This is a genomic window from Sphingomonas sp. PAMC 26605, from assembly GCF_000241485.1.
GTDB lineage: Bacteria > Pseudomonadota > Alphaproteobacteria > Sphingomonadales > Sphingomonadaceae > Sphingomonas.
Genome location: NZ_JH584241.1, coordinates 3,102,384 through 3,121,661, shown reverse-complemented (window position 1 = coordinate 3,121,661; position 19,278 = coordinate 3,102,384). Strand labels below are relative to the sequence as shown.

General features: G+C 67.8%; 18 protein-coding genes. 9 read left to right on the top strand and 9 right to left on the bottom strand.

All coding sequences use genetic code 11. From position 1 onward, the window contains the following. Window positions 1-9: 9 nt before the first annotated feature. On the top strand, window positions 10-516 hold the full coding sequence (locus RH90_RS14515; protein WP_029625338.1) for a tetratricopeptide repeat protein: 507 nt from the start codon (window positions 10-12) through the stop codon (window positions 514-516). A gap of 91 nt (window positions 517-607) precedes the next feature. On the opposite strand, the gene rsmA is transcribed toward RH90_RS14515, so the two are convergent. The 4 genes from rsmA to RH90_RS14495 all read right to left on the bottom strand — a co-directional run bounded on the left by rsmA (window position 608) and on the right by RH90_RS14495 (window position 6,190). Further along, window positions 608-1,429 (bottom strand): 16S rRNA (adenine(1518)-N(6)/adenine(1519)-N(6))-dimethyltransferase RsmA, encoded by an 822-nt coding sequence (rsmA, locus tag RH90_RS14510; RefSeq protein ID WP_010186485.1) that lies wholly within the window; start codon window positions 1,427-1,429, stop codon window positions 608-610. Beyond that, the gene (gene pdxA, locus RH90_RS14505; protein ID WP_010186484.1) at window positions 1,426-2,421 is read right to left on the bottom strand and encodes a 4-hydroxythreonine-4-phosphate dehydrogenase PdxA; all 996 of its coding nucleotides are present in this window, start codon (window positions 2,419-2,421) and stop codon (window positions 1,426-1,428) included. The genes rsmA and pdxA overlap by 4 nt, the downstream gene beginning before the upstream one ends. 16 nt (window positions 2,422-2,437) lie before the next feature. Continuing rightward, complete coding sequence (locus RH90_RS14500) at window positions 2,438-3,841, bottom strand: peptidylprolyl isomerase (RefSeq protein WP_081477010.1); 1,404 nt, start codon at window positions 3,839-3,841, stop codon at window positions 2,438-2,440. A gap of 111 nt (window positions 3,842-3,952) precedes the next feature. Then, window positions 3,953-6,190 carry an LPS-assembly protein LptD gene (locus RH90_RS14495; protein ID WP_037492816.1) on the bottom strand — a complete coding sequence of 746 codons (2,238 nt, stop codon included), beginning with the start codon at window positions 6,188-6,190 and terminating at the stop codon, window positions 3,953-3,955. Between the two features lie 198 nt (window positions 6,191-6,388). Here RH90_RS14495 and RH90_RS14490 point away from each other — a divergent pair, with 198 nt between their 5' ends. The 4 genes from RH90_RS14490 (at window position 6,389) to RH90_RS14475 (ending at window position 9,540) form a co-directional block, all read left to right on the top strand. Further along, entirely contained in the window at window positions 6,389-7,864 is a 1,476-nt protein-coding gene (locus RH90_RS14490; protein WP_010186478.1) for a leucyl aminopeptidase, read from the top strand. Between the two features lie 200 nt (window positions 7,865-8,064). Continuing rightward, complete coding sequence (locus RH90_RS14485) at window positions 8,065-8,505, top strand: DNA polymerase III subunit chi (protein WP_010186475.1); 441 nt, start codon at window positions 8,065-8,067, stop codon at window positions 8,503-8,505. Window positions 8,506-8,596: 91 nt separating this feature from the next. After that, a complete protein-coding gene (gene ndk, locus RH90_RS14480) occupies window positions 8,597-9,019 on the top strand; it encodes a nucleoside-diphosphate kinase (RefSeq protein WP_010186473.1) in 423 nt (140 codons plus the stop codon). Continuing rightward, window positions 9,019-9,540 (top strand): GNAT family N-acetyltransferase, encoded by a 522-nt coding sequence (locus RH90_RS14475; RefSeq protein ID WP_010186471.1) that lies wholly within the window; start codon window positions 9,019-9,021, stop codon window positions 9,538-9,540. Before ndk ends, RH90_RS14475 begins: the two co-directional genes overlap by 1 nt. Before the next feature lie 18 nt (window positions 9,541-9,558). On the opposite strand, the gene RH90_RS14470 is transcribed toward RH90_RS14475, so the two are convergent. From RH90_RS14470 to purM, 4 genes are all read right to left on the bottom strand, one after another. After that, a complete protein-coding gene (locus RH90_RS14470; RefSeq protein WP_010186469.1) occupies window positions 9,559-10,203 on the bottom strand; it encodes a hypothetical protein in 645 nt (214 codons plus the stop codon). Continuing rightward, complete coding sequence (locus tag RH90_RS14465; RefSeq protein ID WP_010186468.1) at window positions 10,200-10,574, bottom strand: MmcQ/YjbR family DNA-binding protein; 375 nt, start codon at window positions 10,572-10,574, stop codon at window positions 10,200-10,202. The genes RH90_RS14470 and RH90_RS14465 overlap by 4 nt, the downstream gene beginning before the upstream one ends. Further along, on the bottom strand, window positions 10,571-11,080 hold the full coding sequence (gene purN, locus RH90_RS14460; RefSeq protein WP_051124680.1) for a phosphoribosylglycinamide formyltransferase: 510 nt from the start codon (window positions 11,078-11,080) through the stop codon (window positions 10,571-10,573). Before purN ends, RH90_RS14465 begins: the two co-directional genes overlap by 4 nt. A gap of 83 nt (window positions 11,081-11,163) precedes the next feature. Then, the gene (gene purM, locus RH90_RS14455; RefSeq protein ID WP_010186465.1) at window positions 11,164-12,273 is read right to left on the bottom strand and encodes a phosphoribosylformylglycinamidine cyclo-ligase; all 1,110 of its coding nucleotides are present in this window, start codon (window positions 12,271-12,273) and stop codon (window positions 11,164-11,166) included. A 62-nt stretch (window positions 12,274-12,335) separates the two neighbouring features. Between purM and RH90_RS14450 the strand changes: the two genes are divergently transcribed. Genes RH90_RS14450 through RH90_RS14435 form a run of 4 tightly spaced genes read left to right on the top strand, consistent with a single transcriptional unit; the run spans window position 12,336 to window position 17,976 of the window. After that, window positions 12,336-13,598 (top strand): hypothetical protein, encoded by a 1,263-nt coding sequence (locus RH90_RS14450; RefSeq protein WP_010186464.1) that lies wholly within the window; start codon window positions 12,336-12,338, stop codon window positions 13,596-13,598. A gap of 19 nt (window positions 13,599-13,617) precedes the next feature. Next, complete coding sequence (locus tag RH90_RS14445) at window positions 13,618-14,253, top strand: HdaA/DnaA family protein (RefSeq protein ID WP_010186463.1); 636 nt, start codon at window positions 13,618-13,620, stop codon at window positions 14,251-14,253. After that, window positions 14,250-16,427 carry an RNA degradosome polyphosphate kinase gene (locus tag RH90_RS14440; protein WP_010186462.1) on the top strand — a complete coding sequence of 726 codons (2,178 nt, stop codon included), beginning with the start codon at window positions 14,250-14,252 and terminating at the stop codon, window positions 16,425-16,427. The genes RH90_RS14445 and RH90_RS14440 overlap by 4 nt, the downstream gene beginning before the upstream one ends. Window positions 16,428-16,431: 4 nt before the next feature. Next, window positions 16,432-17,976 (top strand): Ppx/GppA family phosphatase, encoded by a 1,545-nt coding sequence (locus RH90_RS14435; protein WP_010186461.1) that lies wholly within the window; start codon window positions 16,432-16,434, stop codon window positions 17,974-17,976. Between the two features lie 111 nt (window positions 17,977-18,087). On the opposite strand, the gene rnd is transcribed toward RH90_RS14435, so the two are convergent. Further along, window positions 18,088-19,266 carry a ribonuclease D gene (rnd, locus tag RH90_RS14430; RefSeq protein WP_010186459.1) on the bottom strand — a complete coding sequence of 393 codons (1,179 nt, stop codon included), beginning with the start codon at window positions 19,264-19,266 and terminating at the stop codon, window positions 18,088-18,090. Window positions 19,267-19,278 lie beyond the last annotated feature (12 nt).

Genomic DNA, 19,278 nt, shown 5'->3' with positions numbered 1-19,278 from the left:
GAGTATCTCATGCGTTACACGTCCGTCGCCGTCGCTGCCGCGCTGACGCTGGTTACCGTCGCGACCGCGGTGCAGGGCCAGCGCCCGGCGGACGGCGTCGATGCGCGCTCGCTCGCGCTGCTTGCCAAGGGGCGGGCGCAGCAGGCGGCGGGCAATCTTGATACCGCGACCGATCTGCTCGAGAGCGCGGTTGCGGTCGATCCGCGCAACCTCGATGCGTTCGTCAGCCTCGCCCAAGTCGCGCGGACGCGCGGCCTGGCGGGCAAGGCGATCCGGCTCTATCGCGAGGCGCTGTCGCTCGATCCCAACGATGTCGCCGCGCTGAGCGGGCAGGGCGAGGCGCTCGTCGCCAAGGGCGCGGTGCTGCGGGCGCGCGAAAATCTGGCCAAGGTCAAGCTCGTCTGCGCCAAGCGCGCCTGCCCCGAGGTCGCCACGCTGACCGCGTCGATCGCCAAGGGGCCGCCGATCGTGACGGCGTCAGCAACACCGCCAGCGGCGCTGCCGAAGAAGGACTGATCCGTCGCCCCGGCGGAGGCCGGGGCCGCTCGGTTGATCGGGCGGCGCTCTGCTGCATCCCGCGGCCCCGGCCTTCGCCGGGGCGACGATGTCAGGAAAGCGCCTTCGCCAGCGCCACAAACTCCGCAACGCTTACCGTCTCCGCGCGCCGCGTAGCCTCTATCCCGACCGCGTCGAGCGCCGCGAGCGCCCCAGGCACACCCTTCAAGCTCTGCCGCAGCATCTTGCGCCGCTGTCCGAAGGCCGCGGCGGTAAGCCGCTCGAGGCTCGCGAAGCGCACTGCCTCGGGCGCCTCGGTCGGCACGATATGGACCACCGCCGACATCACCTTGGGCGGCGGCGTGAAGGCCGAGCGGTGCACCGGCATCGCCAGCGTCGCCTTGCTGCGCCACTGCGCCAGCACCGCGAGCCGGCCATAGGCCTCGCCATCGGTCGGCGCGACGATCCGTTCGGCGACCTCGCGCTGGAACATCAGCGTGAGGCTCTGCCACCACGGCGCCCAATCGGCCGACAGCCAGCGCACCAGCAGGGCGGTGCCGATGTTATAGGGCAGGTTGGAGGCGATATGCGGCTTGCTCTCGAACAGCGCAGCGCCGTCGATCTCGAGCGCGTCGCCCTCGATAACGCGCAGCTTGCCCGGAAACGCCTCGCCCAGTTCGGCGAGCGCGGGGATGCAACGCCGGTCGCGCTCGATCGCGGTGACGCGTGCGCCCGCGCCGAGCAGCGCGCGCGTCAGCCCGCCCGGCCCGGGGCCGATCTCGAGCACTTCGGCATCGGTCAGATCCCCGGGGATCCGCGCGATCCGCGCGAGCAGTTGCGCGTCGAGCAGGAAATTCTGCCCCAACGCCTTGCTCGCGTTGAGGCCGTGACGCGCGATAACCTCGCGCAGCGGCGGCAAATCGGGAAGGGTCACGCGTCGGCGGCGGCGCGGCGGTCGGCGGCTTCGCCGGCGAGACGGATCGCCGCGATCGTCGCGCCGGGCTCGGCGCGATCCTTGCCGGCGATGTCGAACGCGGTGCCATGGTCGGGCGAAGTCCGCACGATCGGCAGGCCGAGCGTGATGTTGACGCCCTCGTCGAAATAGAGCGTCTTGATCGGCACCAGCGCCTGGTCGTGGTAGCAGCACAGCACCGCATCATAGCCGGCGCGCGCGCGCGGATGGAACAGCGTGTCGGCAGCAAACGGGCCGATCGCGTCGATCCCATCGTCGCGCAGCAGCGCAACCGCGGGCGCGATCAGCTCGATCTCCTCGCGCCCGATCGCGCCGCTCTCGCCGGCATGCGGATTGAACCCGGCAAAGGCGATCCGCGGGTTGAGGATGCCGAAATTGCGCGCGAGGCCGCGCGCGGTGGCGCGGCCCTTGGCGACGATCAGCTCGATCGATAACAGGCCGCTGACCGCGGCGAGCGGGACGTGCGTGGTGATCGGCACGACGCGCAGATCGGGCCCGGCGAGCATCATCACCGCATTCTCGCCGGCGATGCCGCAACGCTCCGCGACGAACTCGGTCTGGCCCGGATAATTGAAACCGATCTGGTACAGCTGGTTCTTCGACACCGGCCCGGTGACGAGCGCGCGCGCCGCACCCGAGCGGACGAGGCCGGCGGCCAGCTCGAGCGCACGCAACGCACAGCGTGCGCCTTCGACATCTGGCACGCCCGGCACGATCTCGCCGCCATCCTCGACCGTCAGTACCGGCAGCGCGGTCTCGAACACGCCGTTCGCGGCGTCGGGATGCGCGATCGTCGTGATCGGACCGTCCCACACCGCCGCGATCGCGCGCGCGTCCCCGGTCGCAAAAAAGGCCGGGAGCCCCGCCTCCACACGGCGCGCCCACGCCTTGGCGATCACCTCGGGCCCGATGCCCGCCGGGTCTCCCATCGATATGGCGAGCGGCGCGACCATCGTACTTTCTCCCCGGTCAGCGATATTCGATGATCGCATCACGCCGCAGATCGCGGAGCAGCTGATTGGCGCGCAGGTTAACGCGTTGATTCTCCATCGTGCTGCGAACTTGTTCCACTCCCGGAATGTTTGCAACCGCTTCGTCGCGACCGCACAGCACGAGCGAGCGGATGCCGTCCTTGGCCGAGCCGAACGGTGGGGTCGATTCACCGACCTGCAACTTGAGCATGATGTCTCGCAGCGCGACCGGCAGGTCCTTGATCCGCACCGAATCGTTGTCGACCACGTCGGCGCCGAGCGCCGAGGCGACCTTGGCCACCTCGCCGCAGCCCTTGATCGTCGCGCTGAGCTTGGCGAACTCGGCGACGCGGGCGTTGGCCTGCTCCTGCGTGATCCCCTCGGGGAAGCGCTCGCTGACCTGCTTGAGCGTCAGGCGCGCGTCGAGTGGATCGGCGACGCCGATTTTCCGCGTATCGACGAGATAGATGATCGAGAAGCCGCCCGGCACCTCGATCGGCCCGGCGAGATGCTCGGGCGTCATCGACTTGATCGCCTCGACCAGCGACGCCGGAAGCTGCGACAATTGCTGCTCGCTCAACCAGTCGAGATCGCCGCCGGTCGCGCGCGTCGTGGCGTCGGACAGGCGGGCGTAATAGCCGAACGTGTCCTCGCCCTTGTCGCGCTTCTGGATCGACTGCATCATCTGCTGCGCCTGCGCGAACACTTCGGGCGCGCGATCGGCATCGGCTTTCAGATAGATCTCGCGGACGTGATATTCGGTCGAGCCCTGCTGCTTCTTGATCTTGTCGATGATCGCATTGACCTCTTCGTCACCGACATTGACGTCGACCTTGCGGCGCAGATAGCGGTTCCACGACAGTTCGGCCTCGATCTGGCGCTTGAGCGAGCGGTCCGCCGAGCCGATCGAGCGCAGATATGCGCGCATCTCGGCCGGCGTCTTGCCGAAGTTGCGTGCGACGGTGTCGTAGCTCTTGTTGATCTCGTCGGGCCCGATCTTGACGTCGGCGGTCTTGGCCTGCTGGATCTCGAGCGTCTCGTCGATCAGCTGGCGGACGATGACGAGCTTGTACTGCGCCATTTCCTGCGCCGAGAGTTTGAGGTCGCGCGCGGCGAGCAGCAAAGCGACGCGCTGGTCGATATCGGTGCCGGTGATCACCGCGCCGTTGACGATCGCGGTCGGCTTGCGGATCGTCGGATCGACCTTGCCGAAGATCGTCGGGTTCTTCGGCAGATCGAGCGCCGCCACGCCCGGCGATTCGGCCGTCGCGGGATCCTGACCCGCAGGGTCGGGTGCGGTCTGTGCGATCGAGCCCCCGCTCGTGGCCAGCAAGGCGATGATCGCGGCACCAAAGCCGAAGCTGCGACCCAGGCGGGTCGGCTTTGCAGTATCAGTCTTCACGTAATCAAAATCCCATCCCGCACGGCGTGCCTCGAACAGCGCCAAAACCTCGAGCCGGGTCCGGCCCGAGCCGTTGAACGCTCCACTGCGCCGGTCCGTCTGAACCAGTGCTTAGCGGCCAAGGTTTTTGAACGCCAGCGTCAACAGGAAGCCGTTGCCCGCCTTGACGTCGCCCGTCGTCTGATAATCGCGCTTCCAGGTCATCCCGAGCCGGAGACAATCGTCCTCATATTGGACGCCGAGCCGGTGCCGCACCGGATCGAACCCGTCGGCGAGCGACAGCGGATCCTCGTCGCGATTGGTCAGATCGATAACGGTCGAGCCGAACACCGACCAGAAGCGCGAGATCTGCACGCGCGAGCCGAGCCGCAACTCTTCGCGATCGCGCAGATCCTCGAGCGTCTGGTCGATGTTGCGGTTGAGCCGGAGGTATCCGACCAGCACATAAGTGCTGCGCGATCCGACCGTCGCGTCGAGCTCGTTGCGGCGCACCGCGAAATCGCCCTGGTCGAGCCGGTAGCGGTGGATCACCGAGATCCAGTCGTGGAAGCGGATCTCGGTGCGGCCGACGATGTCCGACACGCGGCCCGACAGGCCGGTGCCGTCGGGAAACAGCGAGGGCCGGCTGTTGAGGCGATAGCTCTGGCCGATATTGGTGGTGAAGGAGAAGCCCGGCAGATCGACCGCCCAGTCGAGCCCATAGGTCACGCGCGCCGAATCCTCGAACCGGTCGTAACCCGGGAAGCGGTTGAGCGAGAACAAATTGGTATCCTCGAGATCGACCGAGCGCGAATCCTCGTTCGGCACCGTCAGCGTTCCCGCCTGCGGCGAGCCGACGAGCTGCACGCGCGGGGTCAGCCGCTGCGTGCCGCCGAGGAAGGTGCCGATGAACGGCCATTTCACATCGACCGCGAACGCCCCGATGATCCGCCCGGTGACCCCCGATTCGCCGCGATAGCTCGCCACGCTGGTCGCGAGGATATCGCTCGTGTGATAGATATCGCCGCGGCCGAGCGCGGTGAAGGTCACTTCCTGGCCCCACGGCGTCAGCTTGCGCAATTCCCACTGTGCGCTGGCAAAGGCGCGCTGCGTGTCCTGGCCCGCCGGGCGTTCGATCCCCAGGCTGTTGACCTGGAAGGTGAAGACGCCGCCGAGCAGGCTGTCGGGGATGCGCTTGCGGTAATCGATCTCGGGCAGCGCGATCGGCTGCAACGCCTGGCGGTCGCCGACGCGCAGCGTCTGGACGTACCAGGCGGCGACCGAGAAATAGCTGCTCTCGTCGATATGCTCGAGCTTGACCGTGCTGCGCAGCCGGTCGTCGGTCGAGATGTCGTAGCGGCGCAGAAAGGTCGGGTCGGTGGTCAGGCGAAGCGATCCGCTCAACGTCCAATTCGGGGTCAGTTGGAACCGGCCGACGCCGTCGAGATAGCCGCGAAAGGAATCGGGCGTGCCCGCCGGGGTCGGGGTCAGCAGGTCGGTGCTGCGCGGGCTCGCGGTGACATAGCCAGCGATGCGATACGCGCCGAGCGTGTTGAGCGCGCTATATTCGGCCTTGAGCATCGGCAGCACCGCGCTGAAAATCCGCGGCGTGACGGTCAGCCCCTGATTGGGCCCGAGCGCGAAGTGATACGGCTGGGCGAATTCGAAGCCGTTGGTCCGGCTGTAGCGGAAATCCGGGGCGAGCAGGCCATTGTCGTTGCCGTCGCCGATCGAATTGGAAAAGGCCGGGAGCGGAAGCGTCGGCAGGCCGAACAGATTGATCCGCGCGCCCTTGTAATAGATCCGCTTGCGGTCGGGGCGATAGAGGACGCGGATCGCGGTGATCTTCCACGACGGCTCTTTCGGGCAATTGTCCGTATCGGTCACGCCGCATGGGGTATAAGCGGCGTCTTCGAGCACGACGCTCTCGTCGAGCGCGCGCGTCCCCTTGCGCGCCGCGAGCCGCCCGCCCTTCTCGAGCACGAGCAGCATGTTGTCGACCATGCCGTCCTTGAGCGCGTCGGTCAGGTCGATCGAATCGCCATAAGCGGTATCGCCGCCCGGGTTGACCACCGCCACGTTGCCGCTCGCGCGGACCTTGCCGGTCTTGCGGTTCCACACCACGGTGTCGGCACGGAGGCGATTGCCCGCGCGGTACATGCGCACGTCGCCGGTCGCGGTGACCACGTCGGCCGTGTTGTCATATTCGAGCGTGGTGGCGTTGAACTGGACCTGATCGTCGTTCGTGCTCGGCGTCGTCGCGGGCGGCGGCGGCGGGACGGTGCGCGTCTGCAGGTCCTGCGCGCAGGCGGGCGCGGCCGCCCAGAGCAACGGACACACACAACTGGCGAGGAAGAAGGCACGCTTCACGTCGGAACTAACACCCTGATGCGAGAAAGCGCCCGATCTGTCGCCGGATGCCGCTGGTCGATCCCGCCCTATCGCATCGACCTTGCCTTGCTGCAATCGTGCTGCGGCGAATTCCTGGGGCCGATCCTTTGCCAGCCGCGTTCCGCTGTCCTAGAGACATCCGACTCAAGCGCAGACCAGACCCACATCGAGGCTTTCATGCAAATCGACTTTTCCAGCGCCGCGCCGGCGTCCGCCGCGGCCATTGCCTTCCCGATCAGGAAAGACGGCCTTGCCGGGCTTGCCACCACGCTGATCGATGCCGCCGCGCTCGATCTGGTCAAGGCGGCAGCGCGCGCGAGCCGCTTCGATGGCGAGGCGGCGAGCGTGAGCGAGACCTTCGTCGCAGACGGCGCCGGCGGCGTGCGCCGCGTGCTGCTGCTCGGCACGGGCGCCGGTAGCGAGGCCGACTATGAGCGTGCCGGGGGCGCCTTGACCGCGCGGCTGTTGACCTCGGGGGTGGAGCGCGTGAGCGTCGACTTCGCGGGCGCCGAGGCTTCGTCGAACGCGGCCGCGCGCTTCGCCGGCGCGGCGGCACAGCGCGGCTGGCGTCACGACGTCTATCGCACCAAGCTGCCCGAAAAGTCGAAGCCGACGCTGACGACGATCGTGCTCCATGGTGCGCCCGACGGCACCGACGGCGCGTGGAGTAAGCAGAAGGCGCTGACCGAGGGGCTCGAACTGACGCGCACGCTCGTCGCCGAGCCGCCCAACAAGATCTATCCCGAGACCTTCGTCGCCAAGGTGCTCGCCGAAGTCGAGGGCCTTGGGCTCGAGGTCACCGTGCTCGGCGAGGACGAGATGCGCGAGCTCGGCATGGGCGCACTGCTCGGCGTGTCGCAGGGTTCGGCCAAGGACGCGCGGCTGCTCGCGCTGAAGTGGAGCGGGGCAGGGGCGGGCGATCCCGATCTGGCGCTGGTCGGCAAGGGCGTGACCTTCGACACCGGCGGCATCTCGCTCAAGCCCGGGCCGGGCATGGAAGACATGAAATGGGACATGGGCGGCGCGGGCGCGGTCGTCGGCGCGATGAAGGCGATCGCCGGGCGCAAGGCCAAGGCGAACGTGATCGGCGTGTGCGGCCTGGTCGAGAACATGCCCGACGGCGATGCGATCCGTCCCGGCGACGTGCTCACCTCGATGTCGGGGCAGACGATCGAGGTCCTCAACACCGATGCCGAGGGGCGTCTGGTGCTGTGCGACGCGGTCACCTGGGTGCAGCGGACGCATCGTCCCAAGACGATCGTCGATCTCGCGACGCTGACCGGCGCGATGATCATCAGCCTCGGCAACGAGCATGGCGGCATCTTCGCCAATGACGATGCGCTCGCCGACCAGTTGCTGGCGGCGGGCAAGGCTTCGGGCGACCTGCTGTGGCGCTTCCCGCTGGGCGATGCGTACAACAAGCTGATCGACTCGCCGATCGCCGACATGAAGAATGTCGGTCCGCGCGGCGCCGGGTCGATCACCGCGGCGCAGTTCATCCAGCGCTTCGTCGATCCGGGCGTGAAATGGGCGCATCTCGACATCGCCGGGATGGTGTGGTCGGACAAGGCCGGACCGAATTACGACAAGGGCGCGACGGGGTATGGCGTACGCCTGCTCGACCGATTCGTGGCGGATAATTTCGAAGGCTGAGCTGCAAAATCCCCCTCCCGCTTGCGGGAGGGGCTAGGGGTGGGAACGACCTGGAACGCCCGCGATCCGCTTGGGGCACGCCCCACCCCCAACCCAGGTCGAGGTAAACGATGCCCCGCATCGTTTAGGTCATGCCGGGGGCATGACCGACCTCGACCTCGCAAGCGGGAGGGGAGTAAGAAGGGAGGGGCACGAGAAACATGCAGGTCGATTTCTACCACCTCACCGCGCAGCCGCTCGAGCGCGTCCTCCCGCGCATCGCCGAGCGTGTCGTCGAGACTGGCGGCCGCCTGCTGATCGTCGCCGAGAGCGCCGACCAGCGCGGCGCGCTCGACCGCCTGCTATGGACCTACGCCCCCGACAGCTTCCTCCCGCACGCGCAGGCCGACGGCGAAAGCGACACCGCTCAGCCGATCCTCATCGCCGACCGCCCCGCCGCCGCCAACGCCGCGCGCAACATCGCGCTCGCCGACGGCGTGTGGCGTGAGGAAGCGCTTGGCTTCGACCGCGCCTTCCACTTCTTCGACGAGGACCGCATCACCCAGGCGCGCGCCGCCTGGAAGGCGCTCGCCGATCGCACCGGGATCGAGCGCCGCTACTGGAAACAGAGCGACTCGGGCCGCTGGGAGCAGGCGGCCTGAGGCCGACCCCGAGACTTGCATCCAACCGGCCTCCCGACTAGGGAACCGCGACTTTCCCAATCGTCATTCAAACCACAGGAGCTTCACGGTCATGGCCGCGAACCGCACGTTTTCGATCATCAAGCCCGACGCGACGCGTCGCAACATTACCGGTGCCGTCACCAAGATGCTCGAGGAAGCCGGCCTGCGCGTCATCGCCTCGAAGCGCATCCAGATGACCCGCGAGCAGGCCGAAGGCTTCTACGCGGTCCATAAGGAGCGTCCGTTCTTCGGCGAGCTCGTCAGCTTCATGATCTCGGGCCCGGTCGTCGTGCAGGTGCTCGAGGGCGAGAATGCGATGCAGCGCAACCGCGACATCATGGGTGCGACCAACCCGGCGAACGCCGAGCCCGGCACCATTCGCAAGGAGCTCGCCGAGTCGATCGAAGCCAACACCGTGCACGGTTCGGATTCGGACGAGAATGCTGAGATCGAGATCGCCTATTTCTTCAAGCCCGAAGAAATCGTCGGCTGATGCTAAAGTGGCGCGTGCGACGGGCAGGGGCGGCGGATGCCGACCTGCTGTCGCTCGTCGCCAATGCGGCGTTCCTTGATACCTATGCGCCGTCGCTCGCCGGCGCCGATCTCGTCGCGCATTGTCTCAAGAACAATAGCGCCGCGGTGTTCGCCGAATGGCTCGCCGATCCCGCGACGGTCGTCACCGTCGCGGAGATCGAGCCCGGGCTGGCGCCGATCGGCTATGCCGTGCTGACCGCGCCCGACTTTCCGATCGACCTGCAGCTCGGCGATGTCGAGCTGCGACGGATCTATACGCTCCGCCAGGCCTATGGCAGCGGCATCGGCGCCGCGCTGCTGGCGCAGGCGACCGCCGACGCGGTGCTGCTCGGCGGCAAGCGGCTCTTGCTCGGCGTATGGGACCAGAACGCCCGCGCCCGCGCCTTCTACGAACGCAACGGTTTCAGCGTCATCGGTAGCCGCGATTTCGTCGTCGGTGGCGAGGTGCATGTCGACCCGGTCTACGCGCGGAGTCTCTGACCCCCGGCTGTAACGCCGTCAGTCCTTCGCCTTCGGCTGCTGCCCCGCCCAGATCGCATCGAGCCGCTTCTGCGTCCCGCCGAGTTCGTGGAGCCGCAGGCTCTCGAGCTTGACCGAGCGCCCGAACGGAAACCCGCCCTCGGTCTTCCACCCGATATCGTAGATCCCGCGCGTCGTGCGCGGCGTTTCACCGTCCCAATAGGTCAGCGCGATCAGCACCGGCAGCCGCCCGGCCTTCTTGTCGGGCCCGCCATCGGTCGTCTTGAGCAGGGCATGGTCGAACCAGCCGCGATCGATCGTGTCGGCGACGGTGTCCTTGGTGCCGACGCCAAGCGCGGTCGGGAAGGTGACGGTCGCGTCGCGGATCGCATGGCGCTCGTCGTGCGCCAGAAGCAGCGCGCTGCCGTTCGACGCCGGTGACGCGCGGATGTCGAAGCGCGATTGCTCGCGCGCCGCCTTGACCGAGGCGACCTGCTTGTCGGCTTCGTCGGCGCGGTGGTCGGCCCAGTTGAGATACAGGCTGCCACCCGCGATGAGCAGCCCGGCGACCGCGATGAATTCGCCGAGGTTGATCCAGCGCCGCCGCGTCGCCGCGGCTTCGGCCTTGGCGACCGCTTCGGTCGCGGCGACCTGCAGTTCCGGATCGCGCGGTTGCTCGCTCATCGTCCGCCCGCCTCGAGCAGGCGGCGCGGCGCGGCGAGTTCCCAGCTGATCGCGATCCGGTCGCCGACACGGTCCCAGTCGACTTCGCGGTCGAGCCGGAGCGCGACCCAGCCCGAGGCGCCGAGATAGGCCGGGCTGAAATAGGTCTCGGGATCGGCTTCGATCAGCATCGCCTGCTCGTCGCTGCCGGTGGTCTTGACGATCACGACGGTCTCGCCGTCGCCATGATGATCGTGCCAGAAATAGGCGAAGAACTTGCCGTCTTCGATCAGAAAGCCGGGCGCGCCATGCGATTCGCGCTCGGTCGTTTCTGGCAATGCCAGGGCGAGTTCACGCACCTTGGCAAGGATGGCTGCGGGATCGGGGCTCATCGTCTTACAAACTCCGCCAAAATCTGTGGGTAGAGGCGATGCTCGGCCTCAAGCACGCGCGCCGCAAGGCTGTCGGGCGTGTCGCCGGGCCTGATCGCGACTTCGGCCTGACCGAGCACGGCGCCGCCGTCGAGTTCCTCGGTGACGATATGGACCGAGCAGCCGGCGACCGTGTCACCCGCTGCGATCGCGCGGGCGTGGGTGTCGAGGCCCTTGTACTTGGGCAGCAGCGAGGGATGGATGTTGATGATCCGCCCCGCCCAGCGCGCGACGAATGCGTCGGAGAGGAGGCGCATGTAGCCGGCGAGGGCGATCACCTCGACGCCAGCTGCAACGAGCGCCGCGTCGATCGCGGCTTCATAGTCGGCCTTGGCGATGCCCTTGGGCGATTGGGTGAAGGTGGCGAGGCCACGGTCATGCGCCCAGGCGATGCCGGCGGCATCGGGCTTGTCCGACGCGACGAGCACGACGTCATAATTGTGCGCCGCCTCGACCAACGCCATCATATTGGAGCCCCGGCCAGAAAGCAGAATGCCGACCTTGCGGCTCAAGACTCCCCTCCCGCAAGCGGGAGGGGGGAAGACGGCGGTCACCCATGGTTATGCGTCGCGGTCCAATCGGCACGGCCGCCCCAGGTCTCGACCGAGCCCGACACGGTGCACCCGCGCGCACCAGCCTCGATCGTCCCGATCGCGAACACCGTCTCGCCCGCCGCCTCGAGCCCGGCGGTCACCGCCGCGACCTGATCCGCCGCCACGACCGCGACCATCCCGATCCCGCAATTGAAGGTCCGTGCCATTTCCTCGGGCTCGATATTGCCCTGCGCCTGAAGGAACGCCATCAGCCGCGGCTGCGCCCACGCATCGGCGTCGATCCGCGCATGCGTCCCGTCGGGCAGCACACGCGGGATATTGTCGAGCAAACCGCCGCCCGTAATGTGCGCCAGCCCCTTGATCCGCTTTTCCGCCAGCAGCGGCAGCAACGCCTTCACATAGATCCGCGTCGGCGCCATCAGCGCGTCGATCAGCAGCACGTCGGCATCGAACAGCGCCGGGCGGTCGAGCTTCCAGCCCTTGTCGGCGGCAAGCCGCCGCACCAGTGAAAACCCGTTCGAATGCACCCCCGCCGAGGCAAGCCCGAGCACGACATCGCCCGGCGCGATCGCCGCCCCGGTCAGCACCCGGTCGCGCTCGACCGCCCCGACGCAGAAGCCCGCCAGATCATAATCGTCGGCGGCATACATCCCCGGCATCTCCGCGGTCTCGCCACCAATCAGCGCACAGCCCGCCTGCCGGCAGCCCTCAGCGATGGAGGCGATCACACGCTCGGCAACCGCAGGGTCGATCTTCGCGGTCGCATAATAATCGAGGAAGAACAGCGGCTCTGCGCCTTGCACGATCAGATCGTTGGCACACATCGCGACGAGATCGATCCCGACCCCGTCATGCGCATTGTGCTCGATCGCGAGCTTGAGCTTGGTCCCGACCCCGTCATTCGCCGCGACGAGCAGGGGATCGACGAACCCCGCCGCCTTTAGATCGAACAGCCCGCCAAACCCGCCAAGCTCGGCATCGGCGCCCGGCCGGCGCGTCGCCTTGGCGAGCGGTGCGATCGCGCGCACCAGCGCATTGCCGGCGGCAATCGAGACGCCCGCCTGGGCATAAGTGTAGGACTCGGTGTCCGGGTTCGTTTCGCTCATCGTGTCCGCCTAGCCATATCCTGCTTGGATTTCCACGCCTCCTTCGCCAAAAGGGCGCCGACATGACGATCCGCCGCCTTTCCACGCCCATAAAGTTCGCCGCGGCGCTCGCTCTCACCGCGACGGGCGGGCTGGTGTTCGCGCAGGTCGACGATCCCGACCAGGGCGTCGCACCCGCCGACAGCTCGGGCAGCTATGAGGTCAGCGGTATCTCGGTCGATGTTACCGCCAAGAGCGCCGAGGCGGCGCGCTATGCCGGCTGGCGGATCGCGCAGCGCAAGGGCTGGGACATGCTCTCGCGTCGGATGGGAAAGGGCGGCGCCACGCTGTCCGACGGGACGCTCGACGCGATGGTCTCGGGGATCGTCGTCGAGAACGAGCAGATCGGCCCCAATCGCTACGTCGCCAAACTCGGCGTGCTGTTCAGCCGTGCGCGTGCCGGATCGATCCTCGGCGTTTCCGCGGCGGCGGCGCGCTCGGCGCCGATGTTGACGATTCCGATCGAGGTGAGCGGCGGGGTCGCGACCGGGCTCGAACAGAAGACCGCGTGGCAGGACGCCTGGAGCCGCTATCGCACCGGCAGCAGTCTGGTCGATTACGTCCGCCCGACCGGCACCGGCGCCGACGCGCTGTTGCTCACGCTCGGCCAGACCGAGCGGCCCGGCCGCGGCTGGTGGCGCGTCGTGCTCGACCAATATGGCGCGACCGACGTGCTCGTCCCCAAGGTCACGCTCCGCCGCGAATGGCCCGGCGGGCCGATCATTGGCGTATTCGAGGCCCGGCATGGCCCCGACAATAACGTGATCGCGCAATTCACGCTGCGCGTCGATCGCGCCGACGCGCTGCCGGTGCTGCTCGATGCCGGCGTCAAGCGGATCGACGACGCCTATCAGGCAGCACTCCGTGGCGGCGGGCTGAACGGCGATTCGGGGCTCGCCTATGTCGCGCCAGTCGCCACACCGACGCCGAGCGCAACGCCGACCGACGTCGTACCGATCGATCTCGGGATCGATGGCCTGCCCGGTCCCTCGGCCGCCAGAACGAGCGCACCGATTACGATTCAGGCCGACACGCCGAGTGCCGGCTCGGTCGCCGCGACCGAAAGCGCGCTTCAGGCGATCCCGGGCGTGCGCTCGGCGATCACCACCAGCCTCGCGATCGGCGGCGTTTCAGTGCTGCGCGTCACCTACGACGCCGACCCCGCCGTCCTGCGCGCCGCGCTCGAGTCGCGCGGCTGGAGCGTGAGCGCGAGCGGCACGACCTTCCGCATCCGGCGCTCGGGCCCGTCCGGCCAACCCGCACCCACCGATTCGCCGACGGGGTGATCTAATGCTCCCGGCACAAATGGCACTTCCGCTCGATTGGCCAGCCGACCCGCGTGACGACGAATTCCTGATCGGGAATTCGAACGCACGGGCGGTGCAGCAGCTCGAGCATTGGAGCACCTGGCCCGTCATGGCGGTCGTCGTCACCGGTCCGCGCAAATCGGGCCGCAGCCTGCTCGCGCGGATCTTCGCCGCCAAGACCGGCGGCGGCCTTATCGACGATGCCGAGCGCCAGAACGAGACGAGCATCTTCCACGCCTGGAATCGCGCGCAGGAGGATCGCCGCCCGGTGGTGATCGTGGCGGACGCGCCGCCGCCCGAATGGTCGATCAAGCTGCCCGACCTTCGCTCGCGCCTCGCCGCGAGCCCGACGGTGCGGATCGGCGACCCCGACGAGGAGCTGATGCGCGCAATCTTCGAGCGTCAGTTCCTCCGGCGTGGTATCGATGCCCGGCCGGAGGTGATTCAATGGCTCGTCCTGCGGGTGGAACGCACCCACATAACCTTGCTGCGCACGGTCGATCTGCTCGATCAGGCACTGCTGGCGCGCCACAAGCGCCTGTCGATCCCGCTCGCGCGGGCCACGTTGATCGAAGCCGGACTGATCCCGGGCGCGGTGCCCGACCTGTTCCCCGAACCGACGGAAACCCCATGACCCGACCCGCCCACCTCGCGAGCCTGGACCACGACGACGACCCGTTTGCCGGAAGCGAGGGGAGCGACCGCTATTTCAACCGCGAGCTGTCCTGGCTCGCGTTCAACCGGCGCGTTCTGGAAGAAGCGTGCAACACCGCGCATCCGCTGCTCGAGCGCGTGCGGTTCCTGTCGATCTCGGGGTCGAACCTCGACGAATTCTTCATGGTCCGCGTGGCCGGACTGAAGGGTCAGCAGCTGCAGGACGTCGCGCGGCTGTCGAACGACGGGCTGACCTCGGGCCAGCAGCTCGCTGCGATCGTCGCCGAGGCCGACGCGCTGGTGACCAGCCAGCGCGACGTCTGGCGCGACCTGCGCCGCCAGCTCGCCGAAACCGGGATCGCGGTGCTCAGCTCGCGGACGATCGACGAGGCGCTGTCGGGCGAGGACCTCGCCTGGCTCGAGACGCAGTTCCGCGAGCAGCTCTTCCCGATCCTGACGCCGCAGGCACTCGACCCGGCGCATCCCTTCCCGTTCATCCCCAACAAGGGGCTGGCGGTGATGTTCGACCTGGTCCGCATCTCGGACGACCAGCCGATCCGCGAGCTCGTCATGATCCCCGCGCCGATGCCGCGCTTCCTCCGCTTGCCGGGCGAAAAGGCGCGCTACATCGCGGTCGAATCGCTGGTGAAGCGCTTCGCTCCGCTCGTCTTCCCGGGCTACCGCGTGATCGGCGGCGCTGAGTTCCGCGTGCTGCGCGACAGCGATCTCGAGATCGAGGAAGAGGCCGAGGATCTCGTCCGCTACTTTGCGAACGCGATCAAGCGTCGCCGGCGTGGCCGCGTCATCCGGCTCGAGCTCGAAAGCGGGATGCCGAAGCGGCTCGGCTCGGTGTTGCGCGACGAGCTCGGCGGCGCGGACTGCTTCGTCACCGAGAGCGGCGCGTTTCTCGGCGTCGGCGACCTCGAGGCGATCGTCGACGAGGATCGCCCCGATCTCAAATTCCCGCCCTTCTCGCCGCGCTTCCCCGAGCGGATCCGCGAATATGGCGGCGACTGCTTCGCCGCGATCAAGGCGAAGGACATCGTCGTCCACCACCCGTACGAGACCTTCGACGTCGTGCTCGCTTTCCTCAAGCAGGCAGCGGCAGACCCCGATGTCGTCGCGATCAAGCAGACGCTGTACCGCGCGGGCAAGCAGCCCGCGGTCATCAACGCGCTGATCGCCGCCGCCGAGGCGGGCAAGTCGGTCACCGCGGTGGTCGAGTTGAAGGCACGCTTCGACGAGGAACAGAACCTGCTCTGGGCCTCCGCGCTCGAACGCGCGGGCGTCCAGGTCGTCTATGGCTTCATCGACTGGAAGACGCACGCCAAGGTCTCGATGGTGGTGCGCCGCGAGAGCGGGCAATACCGGACCTACTGCCATTTCGGCACGGGCAATTATCACCCGATCACCGCCAAAGTGTATACCGACCTCAGCTTCTTCACCGCCGACCCGCGGCTCGGGCTCGATGCGGCACAGATGTTCAACTACATCACCGGGTACGTCGAACCCGAGAACATGGCGCTGATCAGCCTGTCGCCGCGCGACTTGCGTCCACGTCTGATGCGGCTGATCGATACCGAGATCGACAATGCCAAGGCGGGCCGCCCCGCCGCGATCTGGGCGAAGATGAACTCGGTGGTTGACCCGGCGGTGATCGACAAGCTCTACGAAGCCAGCGACGCCGGAGTGCAGATCGACCTCATCATCCGCGGCATCTGCTGCCTCAAGCCCGGCGTGCCCGGCCTGTCCGAGAACATCCGCGTGAAATCGGTGATCGGCCGCTTCCTCGAACACAGCCGGATCTGGTGCTTCGGCAATGGCGGGATGCTGCCCAATGACGGCGCGCAGGTGTTCATCTCGTCGGCCGACTGGATGCAGCGCAATTTCGATCGCCGCATCGAATATATGCTGCCGATCGAGAACAAGACCGTCCACCAGCAGATCCTCGATCAGGTGATGGTCGCCAATCTGATCGACAACGAGCAGAGCTGGGAGCTGCAGGGCGACGGATCGTATGTCCGCACGCAGCCGGGCGACCGGCCGTTCAACCTGCATCGCTATTTCATGACCAACCCCTCGCTGTCGGGGCGCGGCGCCTCGCTCGCCGCGAGCGGTTCGGTGCCCAAGCTGTCGCTCAGAAACCGGCGCTGAACTGATGAACACGCCGTTCCGCTTCCCCTTGTCGCCCGCCAATCGTGACAGCGCTGTCTCAGGCAAAACCGTCGTGACCCGCGAGCAGGATCCAGCCGAACCCCGCACTGCGATCATCGACATCGGGTCCAATTCGATCCGCCTGGTGGTCTATCAAGGCCCCGAGCGGCTGCCCGCGACGTTGTTCAACGAGAAGGTCATGGCTGGGCTGGGCCGCGGCATGGCCGAGACCGGCGCGATCGCCGAATCGGGAATCGCGGTCGCCAAGGACGCGTTGGCGCGCTTCGCCGCCGTCGCGCGCGAGATGGAGGTCACGCAGCTCCGTACCGTCGCGACCGCCGCGGTGCGCGATGCCTCCAACGGCAAGGTTCTGCTCGATGCAGCGCACGATCTCGGGCTCGAGGTCGAATTGCTTAGCGGCGAGCAGGAGGCGACGGGCGCCGGCTACGGCGTGATGTCCGCAATCCCGCAGGCCGACGGTATCGTGGGGGACCTCGGCGGCGGCAGCCTTGAACTGATCCGCATTCGCGACGGCAAGGTCGGCGAGCGCGTGTCCTTCCCGCTCGGCGTACTGCGCATCGGCGCGATCCGCGACAAGGGGCCTGGCGTTCTGCAACGCGAGGTCGCGCGCGCGCTCGATCGGTCGGGCTGGACGGGGAAGGGGGCGGGGCTCCCGCTCTATCTCGTCGGCGGATCATGGCGTGCGTTGGCGCGGCTCGACATGCATCTCGCGAGCTATCCGCTCCCGGTGATCCACGAATATGCGATGTCGGCCGAGGCGATCGCGCGGATGGGGCGGACGATCAGCCACGTCAACAAGAGCTGGCTGCGCGCGATCCCCGGCCTGTCCGCCGCGCGCGCCGCGACGCTGGGGGACGCCACGGCGCTGCTCGTCGCGCTCCTCAAGCATATCGGCAGCGAGACCACGATCGTTTCGGCCTTCGGCCTGCGCGAGGGGTTGCTCTACGGCGCGCTCGACCCGCAGGTGCAGGCGCAGGACCCGCTGATCGTCGCGACGCGCGACGAGGGCCGGCGGCATGGCCGTTTCGCCGAGCATGGCGACCTGCTCGACGGCTGGATCGCGCCGTTGTTTACCCGAGACCAGCCCGAAATGGCGCGGTTGCGGCTCGCGGCGTGCCTGCTCGCCGATGTCGGCTGGCGCGCCAATCCCGAATTCCGCGCCGAACGCGGCGTCGAAGTGGCGCTCCACGGCAATTGGGTCGCGGTCGACGCGCGCGGCCGTGCTCTGATCGCACAGGCGCTCCACACGAGTCTGGGCGGCGGGGTCAATACGCCGGCGCCGCTCGCGGTACTCGCCGATCCGCTCGACTTGAAACGCGCGGTGCTTTGGGGGTTGGCGATGCGGCTCGGGCAGCGGATGAGCGGCGGGCTTGCCGGCCCGCTGCAACGCTCGTCGCTCGCCGACGATGGTGAGACGGTGACGCTGCGCGTGAAGGACAGCGACATCGCGCTGTACAGCGAGACGGTCGAGCGGCGGCACGCGTCGCTGGCGGCGGCGCTGGGACGCAAGGCGGTGATCGTCGAATAGGCCCTCCCGTCACCCCGGCCTTGTGCCGGGGTCCACCGTGCCACGCACTCTGTGGCCGCAGTTCGGGCATCCCGGTGGGCCCCGGCACAAGGCCGGGGTGACGAAGAGGGGCTAGACCGCGATATCCTCGGTCCGCGTCATCTTGAGCTTGCCGTTCACCACCGCAAACGCCAGCCGCCCCTCGACCAGATCGAGCGCGTCGCGCCCGAATTGATCGAAGCGCCATCCCTCGAGGATCGACAGCCCTTCGCGCTGCCCGGCGGCGAGCGCGTCGAGATCGTCGGTCCGCGCGAGCAACCGCGCCGCGACGTCGATTTCCTTCGAACGGATTTTCAGGAGCAGCTTGAGCAGATCGGCGACCAAAGCGCCGTCCTTGCCCATCCCCGGCTTGCGGTCATCGCGCGAGGGCAATTCGTCAGCCGACATCGGCTCGGCATGCTCGAGCGCCGCCATCAGCCGCGCGCCGATATCGTTCTGCGCCCACGTCGCGGAAAGCCCGCGCACCTTGGCGAGATCGGCTTGCCGCTTGGGCGCGTGCCCCGCCAGATCGGCGATCGTCTCGTCCTTGACGATCCGCCCGCGCGGTAGGTCCTTGCCGCGCGCCTCGATCTCGCGCCAGCGCGCGAGCGCCTTCAACCGACCGAGCACGTCGGGCTTGCGGCTCGGCACCTTGATCCGGCGCCAGGCTTCCTCGGGATCGTTGGCGTAATTCTTGGGGTCGCCGAGACGCTCCATCTCCTGGTCGAGCCACGCACCGCGGCCCGTGCGGCGCAAGCGCTCGAGCATCTTCGGGAAGATCCTGGCGAGATGCGTCACGTCGCCGATCGCATATTCGATCTGCCGCGCGTCGAGCGGACGGCGGCTCCAGTCGGTAAAGCGCGCGCCCTTGTCGACCGTGATCCCGAGCCACGCATCGACCAGGTTCGAGTAACCGACCTGCTCGCCTTGCCCCAACGCCATCGCCGCGACCTGCGTGTCGAACAGCGGATGCGGCGTCGTGCCGGTGAGGTTGTAGACGATTTCGAGATCCTGCCCGCCGGCATGGAAGACCTTGAGCACGTCCTCGTTATTGACCATCAGCTGGAGCAGCGGGCTCATGTCGAGCCCCGGCGCGAGCGGGTCGATCGCCGCCGCTTCGTTCACGTCGGCGATCTGGATCAGGCAGAGTTCCGGCCAGAAGGTGTTCTCGCGCATGAACTCGGTGTCGATGCAGACGAAATCGGCTTGCGACATTCGGGCGCAGAGATTGGCGAGGGTGGCGCTGTCGGTGATCAGGGGATGGATATGCATCTCCACCCCATA